Here is a 12624-nt window from a genome sequence, read left to right as displayed (position 1 = left end):
CAGCACCACGCTGTGCTGGCCTGCACCTTTCAATGAGGTTGACCATGAAACTCCGCGCCAGGACGTGGATATGCGCGCTGCTGGCCGTGTCGGTGGCGCTGCCGGCATCGGCTGCGGTGACACTGCAGGGCACGCGCATCGTGCACGACGCCAGCAAGGGCCGCGACGTGACGGTCAAGGCCAGCAACGTGGGCGAGTTGCCGGCGATGACGCAGGTGTGGATCGACGACGGCGACAGCCAGTCGCGCCCGGAGAACGTGCGCACTCCCTTCAGGCTGACACCGGCCGAGCCACGCCTGCTGCAGCCGAAGCAGGGCCAGGCATATCGCGTCACCTACGCACCGCGCCCATCGGAGGCGCCGCTGCCGACCGATCGCGAATCGGTGTTCTATTTCAATCTGCTGGACATTCCGCCCAAGCCCAGCGATGCCAGCGGCAAGAACCTGCTGCAGTTCGCGGTGCGTACGCGGGTGAAACTGTTTCATCGACCCGCCGGGCTGCCGGGCAGTGCACGTGACGCAGCAGCCACGCTGCAGTGGTCTGCCGATGGCGATGCGCTGCAGGTACGCAACCCGAGCGCGTACCACGTGACCTTGAGTGCGCTGACCCTGGCCGATGGCCGCAGCGTGGACGTGGACATGATCGCGCCGGGTACACAGGTGCGTTATGCGCTGCCGGAGGGTGCCGCAATGCCAGCTACGGTGGCGTTCAAGTGGCTGGATGATTACGGCACGCCGCGCGAAGCCGAAGCGCGCGTTGGGCGATAGGCGCGCGCCGCCGTTGTAGCGCCGGGCCATGCCCGGCGTCATCGCTCAGGCGAAGTGCTCGTAGCCGCTCGGGCCGTCATGGCCTTCGGTATGCACGCCCTGCCCTTCCATGATGCGGCCGATGCGGGTGATCGGCAGATCCAGCGATTCGGCAACGAAGTGCAGCGCGTCGCGCTGGTCGGCGGCGGCGGTGAAGCACAGTTCGTAATCGTCGCCACCGTGCAGCGCGCACTCACGGGCAGCATCGCGGCCCAGCAGCTCGCGCAGCTCCGCTGACATCGGCAACGCATCGGCATCGACCTCGGCGCGCACGCCGCTGCGTGCAGCGATGTGGCCAAGGTCGGCCAGCAACCCATCGGAGACATCCACGGCCGCATGCGCGAATGCACGCAGGCGCAGGCCGAGGGTGACGCGCGGACTGGGACGCAGCAGGCGCAGGCGCAGGGTTTCGTAGTCGGCCAGCAGCGTGGCGGCGGTCACGTTCAATGCACCCTGCTGCCACAGCCTCAGCGCTCCGGCAGCATCACCGAGGGTGCCGCTGACCCAGATGTCATCGCCAATCTGTGCGCGATCACGACGCAGCGCCTGGCCACGTGAGACCTGGCCCATTGCGGTGACCGACAGCGACAACGGGCCACGCGTGGTATCACCACCAATCAGCGCGATGTCGTGCTGGTCGGCCAGTGCGAAGAAACCATCGGCGAACGCCTCGATCCAGTCCTCGCTGGCCTCGGGCAGTGACAGCGCCAGCGTGCACCACGCCGGGCGTGCGCCCATCGCGGCGAGGTCGGACAGGTTGACGGCCAGCGTCTTCCAGCCGATGTCGAACGCCGGGGTTTCTGCCGGGAAATGCACGCCGCTGTTGAGCGTGTCGGCGGTGACCACCAACTGTTCGTTCGGGCGCGGCTGCAGCAGTGCAGCGTCATCGCCGATGCCGAGCACGATGTCGTCGCGCTCGACGGTGCGGGCGCGGATGCGGTCGATGAGGGTGAATTCGGCCAGGGACATGGGGCGTTCTGCTTTCCTGTAGAGCCGAGCCATGCTCGGCTGCAGTTCGATCACGCGCCGCACTGCCGGACGCAACCGTGCGCTGCACGGTGAGCCGAGCATGGCTCGGCTCTACAGAAGGTGGGTCAGTGACCCGATTCGACCTTGCGCCATTCCACGGCGGCACGATCCAGCACGCCGTTGACGTAGGTGTGGCCATGTTCGGAACCGAAGCGCTTGGCCGATTCGATGGCTTCGTTGATGACCACGCGGTACGGCACGTCCAGGCGGTAACGCAGCTCGTAACCGGCCAGGCGCAGCACGGCACGTTCGATCGCGTCCACCTCGTCGATGCTGCGGTCCAGGTACGGGCCGAAGGCTTCGTCGATGTCACGACGATTGTCGAGCACGCCATGCACCAGCGCTTCGAAGTACGCCAGGTCGGCGATTTCGCGGGCCTGCTCGTGGGCGAACTGGGCGATCAGCGACTGGCCGTTGCCGCCGGAGATCTGCCAGGCGTAGATGGCCTGCACGGCACGACGGCGCGCGCGCGAGCGCAGCACCGGATCGATGCCATCGCGGCGGACGGGTTTACCGGAGGGCTTGCCCTGGGTGTTCTTGTTCATGGCAGCTGCTCCAGAAGGTTGACCATTTCCAATGCGGCGAGTGCGACTTCCTCGCCCTTGTTGCCGTGGCTGCCGCCTGCGCGGGCCTCGGCATCTTCCACACGTTCCACTGCCAGCACGCCGTTCAGCACCGGCACGCCGAAGTCCAGCTGCACGCGCATCAGGCCTTCGGCACAACGGTCGGCCACGTGTTCGTAGTGGCGGGTGTCGCCGCGGATCACGCAGCCCAGGGTGAGGATGGCGGCGTGTTCGTGGGCGGCGGCCAGGCGCGCGGCAACCAGCGGCAGCTCCCAGGCACCCGGCACGCGGATCACATCGATGCTGGCTTCGGCAATGCCGTTGCCGGCCAGGCTCTGGCGGGCGCCAGCGACCAGCACGTCGGTGATGCGGGCATTCCAGCGGCTGGCCAGGATGGCGAAGCGCGCCGATTCGGGAGTGCGAAGATCGCCTTCGTAGTGGCTCATATGCGGCTTGGGATTCGATTAAGGGGTAATTCTACCGTGGATGGGCCCCGGCCGTGGCTGGCGGGGGCCTGGGGAACCCGCCGGGCATGGCCCGGCGCTACCGGATTACGGGGCGCCGGGGTAGCGCCGGGCCATGCCCGGCGAGCGCAGCGGGCGCGTTACGGGGTGACCGTCTCCACCACTTCCAGGCCGTACCCGGCCAGGCCGATCTGGCGGCGCGGGGTACCCAGCACGCGCAGCTTGCCCAGGCCCAGGTCGGACAGGATCTGCGCACCGGCACCGTTGCGGCGCCACTGGCTCACGTCCTTGTCCTTGCCCGGCACCACCGGCGCCGGCTGCTGGCGCAGGCGGGCCAGCAGGCCTTCGCCGTCGCGCGGCGCCTGCAGCACCACCATCACGCCACTGCCTTCGGCATCGATGGCACGCAGCGCATCGGTCGCCGCCACGCCGAAGTCATCACGCCGCCAGTGCAGCAGGTCGGCCAGCGGATTTTCCACCTGCACGCGCACCAGGGTCGGGGTGTCGGCATCCGGGGTGCCACGGACCAGGGCGAAATGCAGGTCGTGGGCGATGCGGTCGCGGTAGGTGACCAGCTTGAACGGACCGAATTCGGTCTCGATCTCGCGCTCATCGACGCGCTCGACGGTCTTTTCGGTGGCCAGGCGGTAGGCGATCAGATCGGCAATCGAGCCCATCTTCAGGCCGTGCTCGCGGGCGAACACCTCCAGCTCCGGGCGACGCGCCATGCTGCCGTCGGGGTTGAGAATCTCCACCAGCACGCCGGCCGGTTCCAGCCCGGCCAGCATGGCCAGGTCCACGCCGGCTTCGGTATGCCCGGCGCGGGTCAACACGCCACCGGGCTGGGCGATCAGCGGGAAGATGTGGCCCGGCTGGTGCAGGTCGGCCGGCTTGGCGTTGGGCTTCACCGCGGTGCGGATGGTGTGCGCGCGGTCGTGGGCGGAAATGCCGGTGGTCACGCCCTCGGCCGCTTCGATGCTGACGGTGAAGTTGGTCTGGAACTGCGCGGTATTGGCCTGCACCATCGGCGCCAGGCCGAGGTCGGCGGCGCGGGTGCGGGTCAGCGGCAGGCACACCAGGCCACGGCCGTGGGTGACCATGAAATTGATGTCGCTGGCCTTGACCAGCTCGGCGGCCATGATCAGGTCGCCTTCGTTCTCGCGGTCTTCGTCATCGACGATGACGACCATGCGGCCGAGGCGGATGTCTTCCAGGATTTCCGGAATCGGGGCGAAATTCATGCGCGTGCTCCTTCGCCCAACAGGCGTTCGACGTAACGGGCGACCAGATCGATTTCAAGATTGATCGCGCTGCCCACGCCGGTGGCGGAGAACGCGGTATTGGCCACGGTGTGCGGGATCAGCGCCACTTCAAAGCCTTCGCCGTCCACTTCGTTGACGGTGAGGCTGACGCCGTCCACGCAGATCGAGCCCTTCTTGGCGATGTAGCGGCGCAGCGCGGCCGGCGCGGCGAAGCGCCAGCGCTGGGCACGTGCGTCTTCATGGATGGACAGCACCTGGCCGAGGCCGTCGACGTGGCCGCTGACCAGATGGCCGCCAAGGCGGTCGGTCGGGCGCATGGCACGTTCGAGGTTGATCACAGCACCGTCGGCCAGCTGGCCCAGCGTGGTCAGGCCCAGGGTCTCGGTGGACGCATCGGCCTGGAAGCTGCTGGCGTCGAACGCGATGACCGTGAGGCAGACACCGTTGATGGCGATGCTCTCGCCCATCTGCACGTTGTCGAACGGCAGGTTGCCGACATTGAAGGTGAAGCGGACATCGCCGCCGATGGATTCGCGAGCGGCCAGACGGCCGACGCCTTCGATGATTCCAGTAAACAAGTAACGTTCTCCGCGAAAAGTGAGCGAAAAACGCCGCAAGGCAAACAGGCGGGCGCAGGGCCGCATAGGCCCTGTGGCACCGTCTTCTTTCATCCGGACTATGACCGTCGGCTCCGGCATTGGACCGGATCTGCTGACCCCCGACGGTAAGGCCGGGGCGCTCGCGGGCTCGTGCTTGCGCACCTACCGCCGGTGGGGAATTGCACCCCGCCCTGAAGACGTTTGTGTACCGGCGAACCGGCCCGCCCAGTGTAACAGCCCGGGCTGAACGGGGTCGGATGCCCCGGGGTCGGATCCCTTTCTGCAGGAAAGGGCTCTGACCCCGCCTGTCCTACTACTGGGGTCAGAGCCGTTTCCCGTGGGGAAATGGATCCGACCCCGCCGCACCCCAGCTGTGACGGCCGTCGCTCGCATTTCGTAAAACTTTCATTAAAATCGGCGCTCGGACGACATGAGGTCGCCACGGACTGCCGCACAGGTGGACCGCCAATGGACTGAAATTCACAGGAATTCCTATGCGCAAGATCCTGATCGTGGCCGCCCTGCTGGCCGCCGCCCCGTTCTCGGCCTCGGCCGACGCCCTGAGCTACACCTATGTCGAAGGCGGCTGGACCCAGGTCAAGACCGACGACGAAGCATTCAACGATCCGAAGGTCGATGGTGGCTATGTGCGCGGTTCGATCGCGCTGGCCGAGCAGGTGCATGTGTTCGGCGGCTGGAACTACGCCAGCAAGAGCTACGACTACACCTACGGCTCGATGAAGCTGAAGTTGAACCAGCCGGAGCTGGGCATCGGTTACCACATGCCCTTCAGCGACCGCGTCGACTACACCGCTGACATCGCCTGGGTCCGCCAGCAGGCCGAACTCACCGTCAAGGATGTGGACTACGGCCGCTTCAGCAGCAAGGACCACACCAACCTGGTGCGTGCCACCATGGGCCTGCGTGGCAAGCCTTCGCGCATGACCGAAGCCTGGATCAAGGCCGGTTACATGGACGGCGGCAACGAGTTCAAGGGCACCTGGGTCGGCACCCTCGGTGGCCAGATCAACTTCACCCGTACCTGGGGTCTGGTCGGTGAGATCTCCGGCTACCGCGACGTCACCCAGTACTCGGCCGGCGTGCGCGCCAGCTTCTGATTGCCCGATCCTCGTCGGGTGATCGAACGGGTCCCGCAAGGGGCCCGTTTTTTGTTGGCCACCGCGCGCAACACGCTTGGCTGTCGCACGCCATCGAATACCATGGCAACTACGCTAGGCTTGCCGCCCTCTGGAACAGGAACACCGTCATGAAGACCCCGATCCGCGGCCTGCTGGCCACCGCACTGCTGTGCGCCCCGTTGTTCGCCGTCGCTGCACCGGCGCAGCTGACGCCGGAGCAGACCTTCGACCTCTACGCACGCGCATTGCTGGAAGACGATGCCGCTGCCACGCGCACGCTCAACGACGCGCTGAAGCCCGCCTTCGACGGCCAGGACTCGGTAACGCCGATGCCGGGCATGATGGCCCAGGCCCTGGCCGAACCGTGGCAGACGGTGTTGGCCGTGGCCGGCGTGAAAGGTGATCCTGCAGCGGCGGAAGCGATGTATGCCAAGGCGCTGAACACCTCGCAGTGCCGTGCCACGCGCAGCACGGTGGAAGACAACGAGTACGTGGACGACCAGAAGATCGCCAAGGTCGATTTCAGCTGCCAGCTGGCCGACCTGGCCAGCGTGCATCCGTTGTTCACCGCCAGCTTGACCAGTGATGTGCAGGCTACCCGCACGCGCTTCACCGAGGCCTATACCAAGGCCCTGCAGAGTGGCCCGCGCAAGGCAGTGACCGGCACCCTCACCCTGTACACCGCCAAGGACAAGGGCTACTGGTACAGCAGCAACTTCGACGATCTGGTGGGCCCAGTGCTGGGTGCACTGGCGCCGTTCGAAGAGTGGATCCAGGACGTTGAAGCGGCCAAGGCACCGAAGGTGACCGGCGTACCGGCCTGCGACCTGCTGCTGCAACAGCACCGCAGCTGCGTGGCGAAGATCGCGCCGGACCAGATCAGCGGGGTTGATGCGATGGCCGAAGAGCTGAAGGCCAAGACGCAGGTGATGTCGGCCGAGGAGATGACGCAGGAGTGCAAGGCACTGCGTCCGATGGCCGAGATGATGTGGACTGATGAGTGCGCGTGAGGTCACCGCGCTGAAACGATTGGGGTTGGCAGCGCTGCTGCTGGCCCCTGTCACTGCAGTGGCGTCGGCAGCAGAACTGACGCCAGTGCAGGCATTCGATCTGTACGCGCAGGTGATCGTGCACGGCGATGCAGCGGCACAGGCAACGCTGGCCGGCTATCTCGATACCGACAACGGCCCCGCCCTCGCGGCGGCGCTGGCGGGTGCAAGTCATCTGGACGAGGCGCCCGAACTGGCTGATTGGCCAAAGGCCGCTGCGGCGCTGCGCAAGCGGCAGACCTCGGTGCATTGCACTATCGATAGCGTGCGCCATGCGCAGGCCGACAGCGCCTACGTCGACTATCGCTGCTACCTGCCCGACCTGTCGGCACTGCTGCCCGTATATCGGCAGCATAGCGTGCCGTTCAACGGGCCACACCCACCGCAGATGGCGAGGGAACTGGCGACGGCATATACGCAGATGATGGCCGTGGCACCGGACCGGGAAAGGATCATCACGGTGTCGTTCAAGCGCGACCATGATGGTGGCCCCTGGCACGTACAGAACCCAACACCGCTGATGAGCGGACTGGCGGATGCGTTCCTGCCGTTCTTCGAGTGGAACGAGCACCTGCCGAATTGAAAAAGGGACGGAGGGGATCAAGTCGTTTGTGGCATAAACGACTTGATCCCCTCCGTCCCTTTTTCAGGGGCGCAGCAGCAGACGCAGGTCCTCGCCCACCTGCCGCTGGTCGACCACGCGCAGCCGTCGCTGCTGGTCCATCGCATCGATTCCAAGGCCGGCCAGCAGCGGGCGACCGCTGTCACCCAGCAGCGTCGGCGCCTGGTACAGCAGCAGCTCATCTACCCAACCACCGCGCAGCAGCGCACCGGCCAGCGTCGCCCCGGCTTCGGTATGCACTTCGTTGATGCCGCGTTCGGCCAGCAGTGCCAGCACCGCGCCCAGATCAAGGCGACCGTGGCGGACAGCGACGCTGGCGAATGCCGCGTCAGCTGCGTCGGGCGGGCTGACCATCGCATCGTGCAGGTACAGCGTCGGCGCTCCACCTTCGCGCACGCGGCTGCATTCCAGCGAGCGCAGGCGCGAATCCAGCACCACGCGCAGCGGTGGCATCACCTCGGTGTCAGACAGGCGTACGGTCAGCATCGGGTCGTCGGCGATCACCGTGTCGGCACCGGTGAGGATCGCGCCGGCACGAGCGCGCCAGTGCTGCACGTCCTCGCGCGCGGCGGGGCCGGTGATCCACTTCGAGCTGCCGTCGGCCATCGCGGTACGGCCATCCAGGCTGGCCGCCAGCTTCACCCGCAGCCACGGACGACCGCGCTCCACGCGCGACAGGAAGCCCTTGTTGAGTTCGCGCGCCTGCGCGGCCATCAAACCCTCGGCGACCTCGATGCCGGCTTCGCGCAGCAGATCGAAACCACCGCCATCGACCTTCGGGAACGGGTCGCGCATCGCGGCAACTACGCGCGACACGCCGGCGTCGATCAGTGCCAGTGCGCACGGCGGTGTGCGTCCGTAATGCGCGCACGGCTCGAGGGTGACGTAGGCGGTGGCACCACGCGCTTCGGCGCCGGCCTCGCGCAGGGCGAACACTTCGGCATGCGGGCCGCCGGCACGCTGGTGCCAACCCTGCCCGACCACGCGCTCGCCATGGGCGATCACGCAGCCGACCATCGGGTTGGGGCGGGTGGTATAGGCGGCACGCTCGGCGAGCCGCAACGCGCTGGCCATGTGCAGGTGGTCAAGGACGGTGAACGATGTGCTCATGCCGCCATGGTAGCGCCGTTGATGCAGATCCACGCCATGCGTGGATGGAGGGCAAAGCACCACACCGCAGCTCAGTAGATCCACGCCGTGCGTGGATGGAGGGCAAAGCGCCAACCAAGGTTGGCACCCACCAGAACCCAGTAGATCCACGCCATGCGTGGATGGCGGCACAGCGCCAACCAAGGTTGGCACCCACTAGAACCCAGTAGATCCACGCCATGCGTGGATGGCGGCACAGCGCCAACCAAGGTTGGCACCCACTAGAACCCAGTAGATCCACGCCGTGCGTGGATGGAGGGCAAAGCGCCAACCAAGGTTGGCACCCACCAGGGCAACGGGCGTCAGCCCTTCTTCTTCTTGGTCAGGGCGATCACATCACCCAGCAGCTGCAGCTGTTCGGTGCTCGACGGCAAATCGCGTTCGAGCTTCTCGATCTCCTCGCGGAAATCGGCCACGTCCTCGAAGCTGCGGTACACCGAGGCGAAACGCACATAGCCGACATGGTCGAGCTTGCGCAGTTCATTCATCACGAACTCGCCGACCTTGATCGAGGGCACTTCGCGTTCGCCGCTGATACGCAGCTGATGCACCACCGCGCGTACCGCCGCTTCGATCTTCTCTTCCGGCACCGCGCGCTTCTGCAGCGCTCGGTCAAAGCCGGCGCGGACCTTGCGGGCATCGAAGGCTTCGCGGGTGCCATCGCTCTTGACGATGGCCGGCAGCTTCAGTTCAACGGTTTCCAAAGTACTGAAGCGTTCGCTGCACGCCTCGCACTCACGCCGACGACGAATCGTCGCGCCGTCTTCGGAGACGCGCGAATCGATGACCCGTGTATCGGCATGCTGGCAGAAGGGGCAATGCATTGAACGCCTGGCTCAGGGAAATACCTGCTGCCACGGTCGTGGCAGCGTCGCAACGGTACCTGAGAAGGGGTTTTGCAGCAAATGCAGGCGGCGATCAGCCTTGTCCGGCAAGGCCCGGAGCGCGACGCAGCCACACCAGATGCGCAGCCGGTACCAGCAACGGCACGCCCAGCACCAGATACCCCAGCACCTGCCAGGGGCTGCCGGCAAACAAGCTGAAAAGCACCACGCCGACCACGGCCAGTGCCGCGATGGCGCCGAGCACCAGCCCGATCCATGGCAGCGCCGGTGAGCGCCGCAGGCCATCGCGCCCCTGCCGCAGGTAGCGGATGCTGAGCCACAGCCAGGCCAGCAACCCGGCAATGCCGGCACTCGCCCACAGGAAGAGCACGGCACCTTCGTCGCCGCGCATCAGTCCATGACGGACCAGAAAGGTGTAGATGCCGAACCCGGCGACGCCACCACCGGCCACCAGCGCGGGCAACCCCAGCAGCAGGCATTGGGCGATGTACAGGCGTTTGTGCAGGCGCTTATCCATGCGTTCGAATCTCTTTGCAGGTCGCTCGCTTCACGCGCGCGGTCGCAGCCACACCAGCATGCCCGCCGGCACCAGCATCGACGGCCCCAACAGCAGCAGATTGAAGCCTTCGGCATGGACCGCGATGCCCCACCACAGCGCCAGCCCAAGCGGCGGCATGGCGGCGAGACCACCGACCAGCAGCATGCGCCACCAGACCGGCCGCACGCGCAGACCGGCACGTCCCTGCATCAGGTAACCCGCGCTGAGCCACAGCCAGGCCAGGCAACCGGCAATTCCGGACAGGCCCCACAGCGGCATCAGCGTCACCGATGCCAGGGTGCCGTGACCAAACTGGCCCAGCCCCATCAACAGCAGCATCGTCGCTGCGGCCCCGCCGCCCACCAGGCTGGGCAGGCCGAAGAGTACAGCCAGCGCTGCATAGAGATACTTGAGGCGGCGCTCATCCATGCGCGGTACTCCGGTGCCCGGGGTCAGAGCCCTTCCCGCAGGGAAGGGATCCGACCCCAGTGCCCGATCAACCGTAGACCGGGTACTTGCGGCACTGCGCGCTGACGGCATCGCGCACGCGGGCGATGACGGCTTCATCGGCCGGCGCGTCGAGCACGTCGGCGATCCAGTTGGCCAGGTCCACGCAGTCCTGTTCCACGTAACCACGGGTGGTCACCGCCGGGGTGCCCAGGCGCAGGCCCGAGGTCACGAACGGCGAACGCGGGTCGTTCGGCACCGAGTTCTTGTTGACGGTGATGTGGGCCTTGCCCAGCGCGGCTTCCGCGTCCTTGCCGGACACGTCCTTGCCGATCATGTCCACCAGCATCAGGTGATTCTCGGTACCGCCGGAGACGATCTTGTAGCCGCGCGCGATCAGGGTGTTGGCCATCGCCTGCGCGTTCTTCACCACCTGCTGCTGGTAGGTCTTGAAGCCCGGCTCCAGCGCTTCCTTGAAGGCCACGGCCTTGCCGGCGATGACGTGCATCAGCGGACCGCCCTGGATGCCCGGGAACACGATCGACTGCAGCTTCTTGACCAGATCCTCGTCGGCGCCCTTGGCGACGATGATGCCGCCGCGCGGGCCGCGCAGGGTCTTGTGGGTGGTCGAGGTGACCACGTGGGCATGTTCCAGCGGACTCGGGTAGACGCCAGCAGCAACCAGACCGGCAACGTGCGCCATGTCGACGAACAGGTAGGCACCGACCTTGTCGGCGATGGCACGGAAGCGCGCCCAGTCGATCACCTGCGAGTAGGCCGAGAAGCCGGCCACGACCATCTTCGGCTTGTGCTCCAGGGCCAGGCGCTCGACTTCGTCGTAATCGATCAGGCCCTGGTCGTTGACGCCGTACTGCACGGCGTTGAACAGCTTGCCCGAGGCGTTCACCTTCGCGCCGTGGGTGAGGTGGCCGCCGTGGGCCAGGCTCATGCCGAGGATGGTGTCACCCGGCTGCAGCAGCGCGAAGTACACGGCCTGGTTGGCCTGCGAGCCGCTGTGCGGCTGCACGTTGGCATAGTCCGCGCCGAACAGCTGCTTGAGGCGGTCGATCGCCAGCTGCTCGGCGATGTCCACGTATTCGCAGCCGCCGTAGTAGCGCTTGCCCGGGTAGCCTTCGGCGTACTTGTTGGTCAGCTGGCTGCCCTGGGCTTCCATCACCGCCGGGCTGGTGTAGTTCTCGCTGGCGATCAGCTCGACATGGTCTTCCTGGCGCTGGGTCTCAGCGGCGATGGCCTTGGCCAGTTCGGGATCGTAGGTTTCGATGCGGACGTCACGCGGGAACATCGGGTACTCCAGCAGGCGGGGAAAGGGGTACGACTCAGCCCTTGATTGTAGCCCCGCCCCGGCCTGCTGGGGCCGAAACGACCGGGGCCGGATTCGACGAACGAATCCGGCCCCGTATGGTTTCGAATGGCGTTGTGGGGTCAGAGCCCTTTCCTGCGGAAAGGGATCCGACCCCGACGCTGCATCAGCGGTTGTTGATGATGTAGTCGGCGATGATGCCGGTGGCCACGGCGACCAGCAGCATGTTGCCGCGGTCATCGCGGATCCAGTGATGGCCGTACGGCGGGCGGCGCAGCTGGTAGCGCGGGTAGTCGTTCACCACGTAGATCGGGCCGCGGTAGTAATCGCGGTAGCGGTGGCCGCGCTGCCAGCCATAGCCATAGCCGGGCCGGTAGCCCGGGCTGTAGACCACGCGCGGCGGCGGCGGTGCCGGGCGGTAGTAGCCATGGTCGTAGCGACGGTCGTGACGGTAATCGCGGCGCGCCTCGCGGCGGTCACGTTCCCAGTCGCGGCGATCGTGGCGCCATTCTCGGCGGTCCTCGCGCCACTCCCGACGATCGCGGTCATGGCGGCGGTGATCGTTGTCGGCAAAGGCCGGGGCGATGGCACCCAGCGCCAATACAGAGGCCACGGCGCCGGCCATGAGTCGATGGAGTTGCATGGGAGACCTCTACTGGGTGGGTGGTGATCCCATCTTGCGCATGCGATCTGAACGGTTTCCGGCTGGAAACGCTTCCCGCTGCGGGACTGTGACCGGGTATTCAGGTCGCGGCCAGCCCCGGGTGCTCCGGCCAGCGCGGGCCGGAACC

Annotated in this window: 15 protein-coding genes and 1 riboswitch; of the genes, 4 read left to right on the top strand and 11 right to left on the bottom strand. The window is 66.6% G+C overall.

Annotation, left to right across the window (positions count from 1 at the left end):
- The first annotated feature begins 44 nt into the window (after positions 1-44).
- Positions 45-767, top strand: coding sequence for a fimbria/pilus periplasmic chaperone (locus QOL57_RS18545; protein WP_089238739.1), 723 nt, complete (start codon positions 45-47; stop codon positions 765-767).
- A gap of 45 nt (positions 768-812) precedes the next feature.
- Here the strand turns inward: QOL57_RS18545 and thiL are convergent, their stop codons facing one another.
- The 5 genes from thiL to QOL57_RS18520 all read right to left on the bottom strand — a co-directional run bounded on the left by thiL (position 813) and on the right by QOL57_RS18520 (position 4702).
- Positions 813-1775 (bottom strand): thiamine-phosphate kinase, encoded by a 963-nt coding sequence (gene thiL, locus QOL57_RS18540; protein WP_089238737.1) that lies wholly within the window; start codon positions 1773-1775, stop codon positions 813-815.
- A gap of 125 nt (positions 1776-1900) precedes the next feature.
- On the bottom strand, positions 1901-2380 hold the full coding sequence (gene nusB, locus QOL57_RS18535; protein WP_049469504.1) for a transcription antitermination factor NusB: 480 nt from the start codon (positions 2378-2380) through the stop codon (positions 1901-1903).
- Positions 2377-2844, bottom strand: coding sequence for a 6,7-dimethyl-8-ribityllumazine synthase (ribH, locus tag QOL57_RS18530; protein WP_089238735.1), 468 nt, complete (start codon positions 2842-2844; stop codon positions 2377-2379). The genes nusB and ribH overlap by 4 nt, the downstream gene beginning before the upstream one ends.
- Before the next feature lie 158 nt (positions 2845-3002).
- A complete protein-coding gene (ribB, locus tag QOL57_RS18525) occupies positions 3003-4103 on the bottom strand; it encodes a 3,4-dihydroxy-2-butanone-4-phosphate synthase (RefSeq protein WP_089238733.1) in 1101 nt (366 codons plus the stop codon).
- The gene (locus tag QOL57_RS18520; protein WP_089238731.1) at positions 4100-4702 is read right to left on the bottom strand and encodes a riboflavin synthase; all 603 of its coding nucleotides are present in this window, start codon (positions 4700-4702) and stop codon (positions 4100-4102) included. Before QOL57_RS18520 ends, ribB begins: the two co-directional genes overlap by 4 nt.
- Before the next feature lie 77 nt (positions 4703-4779).
- A riboswitch (FMN riboswitch) is annotated at positions 4780-4926 on the bottom strand.
- 291 nt (positions 4927-5217) lie between these two features.
- Between QOL57_RS18520 and QOL57_RS18515 the strand changes: the two genes are divergently transcribed.
- The 3 genes from QOL57_RS18515 to QOL57_RS18505 all read left to right on the top strand — a co-directional run bounded on the left by QOL57_RS18515 (position 5218) and on the right by QOL57_RS18505 (position 7494).
- Positions 5218-5841: an outer membrane beta-barrel protein gene (locus tag QOL57_RS18515; RefSeq protein WP_089238729.1), complete on the top strand. Its 624-nt coding sequence runs from the start codon at positions 5218-5220 to the stop codon at positions 5839-5841.
- 149 nt (positions 5842-5990) lie between these two features.
- Positions 5991-6872, top strand: a complete 882-nt coding sequence (locus QOL57_RS18510; protein ID WP_089238727.1) for a hypothetical protein — start codon at positions 5991-5993, stop codon at positions 6870-6872.
- A complete protein-coding gene (locus QOL57_RS18505) occupies positions 6859-7494 on the top strand; it encodes a hypothetical protein (RefSeq protein WP_089238725.1) in 636 nt (211 codons plus the stop codon). The genes QOL57_RS18510 and QOL57_RS18505 overlap by 14 nt, the downstream gene beginning before the upstream one ends.
- A gap of 63 nt (positions 7495-7557) precedes the next feature.
- Here QOL57_RS18505 and ribD read toward each other — a convergent pair whose 3' ends face one another.
- The 6 genes from ribD to QOL57_RS18475 all read right to left on the bottom strand — a co-directional run bounded on the left by ribD (position 7558) and on the right by QOL57_RS18475 (position 12476).
- Complete coding sequence (ribD, locus tag QOL57_RS18500) at positions 7558-8643, bottom strand: bifunctional diaminohydroxyphosphoribosylaminopyrimidine deaminase/5-amino-6-(5-phosphoribosylamino)uracil reductase RibD (RefSeq protein WP_089238723.1); 1086 nt, start codon at positions 8641-8643, stop codon at positions 7558-7560.
- Positions 8644-8984: 341 nt separating this feature from the next.
- Complete coding sequence (nrdR, locus tag QOL57_RS18495) at positions 8985-9506, bottom strand: transcriptional regulator NrdR (RefSeq protein ID WP_089238721.1); 522 nt, start codon at positions 9504-9506, stop codon at positions 8985-8987.
- A gap of 94 nt (positions 9507-9600) precedes the next feature.
- On the bottom strand, positions 9601-10044 hold the full coding sequence (locus tag QOL57_RS18490) for a hypothetical protein (RefSeq protein ID WP_089238719.1): 444 nt from the start codon (positions 10042-10044) through the stop codon (positions 9601-9603).
- Between the two features lie 30 nt (positions 10045-10074).
- Positions 10075-10494 carry a hypothetical protein gene (locus QOL57_RS18485; protein WP_089238717.1) on the bottom strand — a complete coding sequence of 140 codons (420 nt, stop codon included), beginning with the start codon at positions 10492-10494 and terminating at the stop codon, positions 10075-10077.
- A 67-nt stretch (positions 10495-10561) separates the two neighbouring features.
- On the bottom strand, positions 10562-11815 hold the full coding sequence (gene glyA / locus QOL57_RS18480; protein WP_089238715.1) for a serine hydroxymethyltransferase: 1254 nt from the start codon (positions 11813-11815) through the stop codon (positions 10562-10564).
- 184 nt (positions 11816-11999) lie between these two features.
- The gene (locus tag QOL57_RS18475; protein ID WP_089238713.1) at positions 12000-12476 is read right to left on the bottom strand and encodes an RcnB family protein; all 477 of its coding nucleotides are present in this window, start codon (positions 12474-12476) and stop codon (positions 12000-12002) included.
- Positions 12477-12624 lie beyond the last annotated feature (148 nt).

The sequence above is a fragment of the Stenotrophomonas sp. yr243 genome (assembly GCF_900184195.1).
GTDB lineage: Bacteria > Pseudomonadota > Gammaproteobacteria > Xanthomonadales > Xanthomonadaceae > Stenotrophomonas > Stenotrophomonas lactitubi.
The sequence above is the reverse complement of the archived record's forward strand: the minus strand, read 5'-3'. Positions and strand labels throughout refer to the sequence as shown.

Excerpts from the sequence above, each read along its gene's own strand:
- QOL57_RS18490 (WP_089238719.1), bottom strand. The coding sequence starts at position 10,044 with ATGGATAAGCGCCTGCACAAACGCCTGTACATCGCCCAATGCCTGCTG.
- glyA (WP_089238715.1), bottom strand. The coding sequence starts at position 11,815 with ATGTTCCCGCGTGACGTCCGCATCGAAACCTACGATCCCGAACTGGCC.
- ribB (WP_089238733.1), bottom strand. The coding sequence starts at position 4,103 with ATGAATTTCGCCCCGATTCCGGAAATCCTGGAAGACATCCGCCTCGGC.
- thiL (WP_089238737.1), bottom strand. The coding sequence starts at position 1,775 with ATGTCCCTGGCCGAATTCACCCTCATCGACCGCATCCGCGCCCGCACC.
- nrdR (WP_089238721.1), bottom strand. The coding sequence starts at position 9,506 with ATGCATTGCCCCTTCTGCCAGCATGCCGATACACGGGTCATCGATTCG.
- QOL57_RS18485 (WP_089238717.1), bottom strand. The coding sequence starts at position 10,494 with ATGGATGAGCGCCGCCTCAAGTATCTCTATGCAGCGCTGGCTGTACTC.
- QOL57_RS18505 (WP_089238725.1), top strand. The coding sequence starts at position 6,859 with ATGAGTGCGCGTGAGGTCACCGCGCTGAAACGATTGGGGTTGGCAGCG.
- ribH (WP_089238735.1), bottom strand. The coding sequence starts at position 2,844 with ATGAGCCACTACGAAGGCGATCTTCGCACTCCCGAATCGGCGCGCTTC.
- QOL57_RS18510 (WP_089238727.1), top strand. The coding sequence starts at position 5,991 with ATGAAGACCCCGATCCGCGGCCTGCTGGCCACCGCACTGCTGTGCGCC.
- QOL57_RS18475 (WP_089238713.1), bottom strand. The coding sequence starts at position 12,476 with ATGCAACTCCATCGACTCATGGCCGGCGCCGTGGCCTCTGTATTGGCG.
- ribD (WP_089238723.1), bottom strand. The coding sequence starts at position 8,643 with ATGAGCACATCGTTCACCGTCCTTGACCACCTGCACATGGCCAGCGCG.
- QOL57_RS18545 (WP_089238739.1), top strand. The coding sequence starts at position 45 with ATGAAACTCCGCGCCAGGACGTGGATATGCGCGCTGCTGGCCGTGTCG.
- nusB (WP_049469504.1), bottom strand. The coding sequence starts at position 2,380 with ATGAACAAGAACACCCAGGGCAAGCCCTCCGGTAAACCCGTCCGCCGC.
- QOL57_RS18515 (WP_089238729.1), top strand. The coding sequence starts at position 5,218 with ATGCGCAAGATCCTGATCGTGGCCGCCCTGCTGGCCGCCGCCCCGTTC.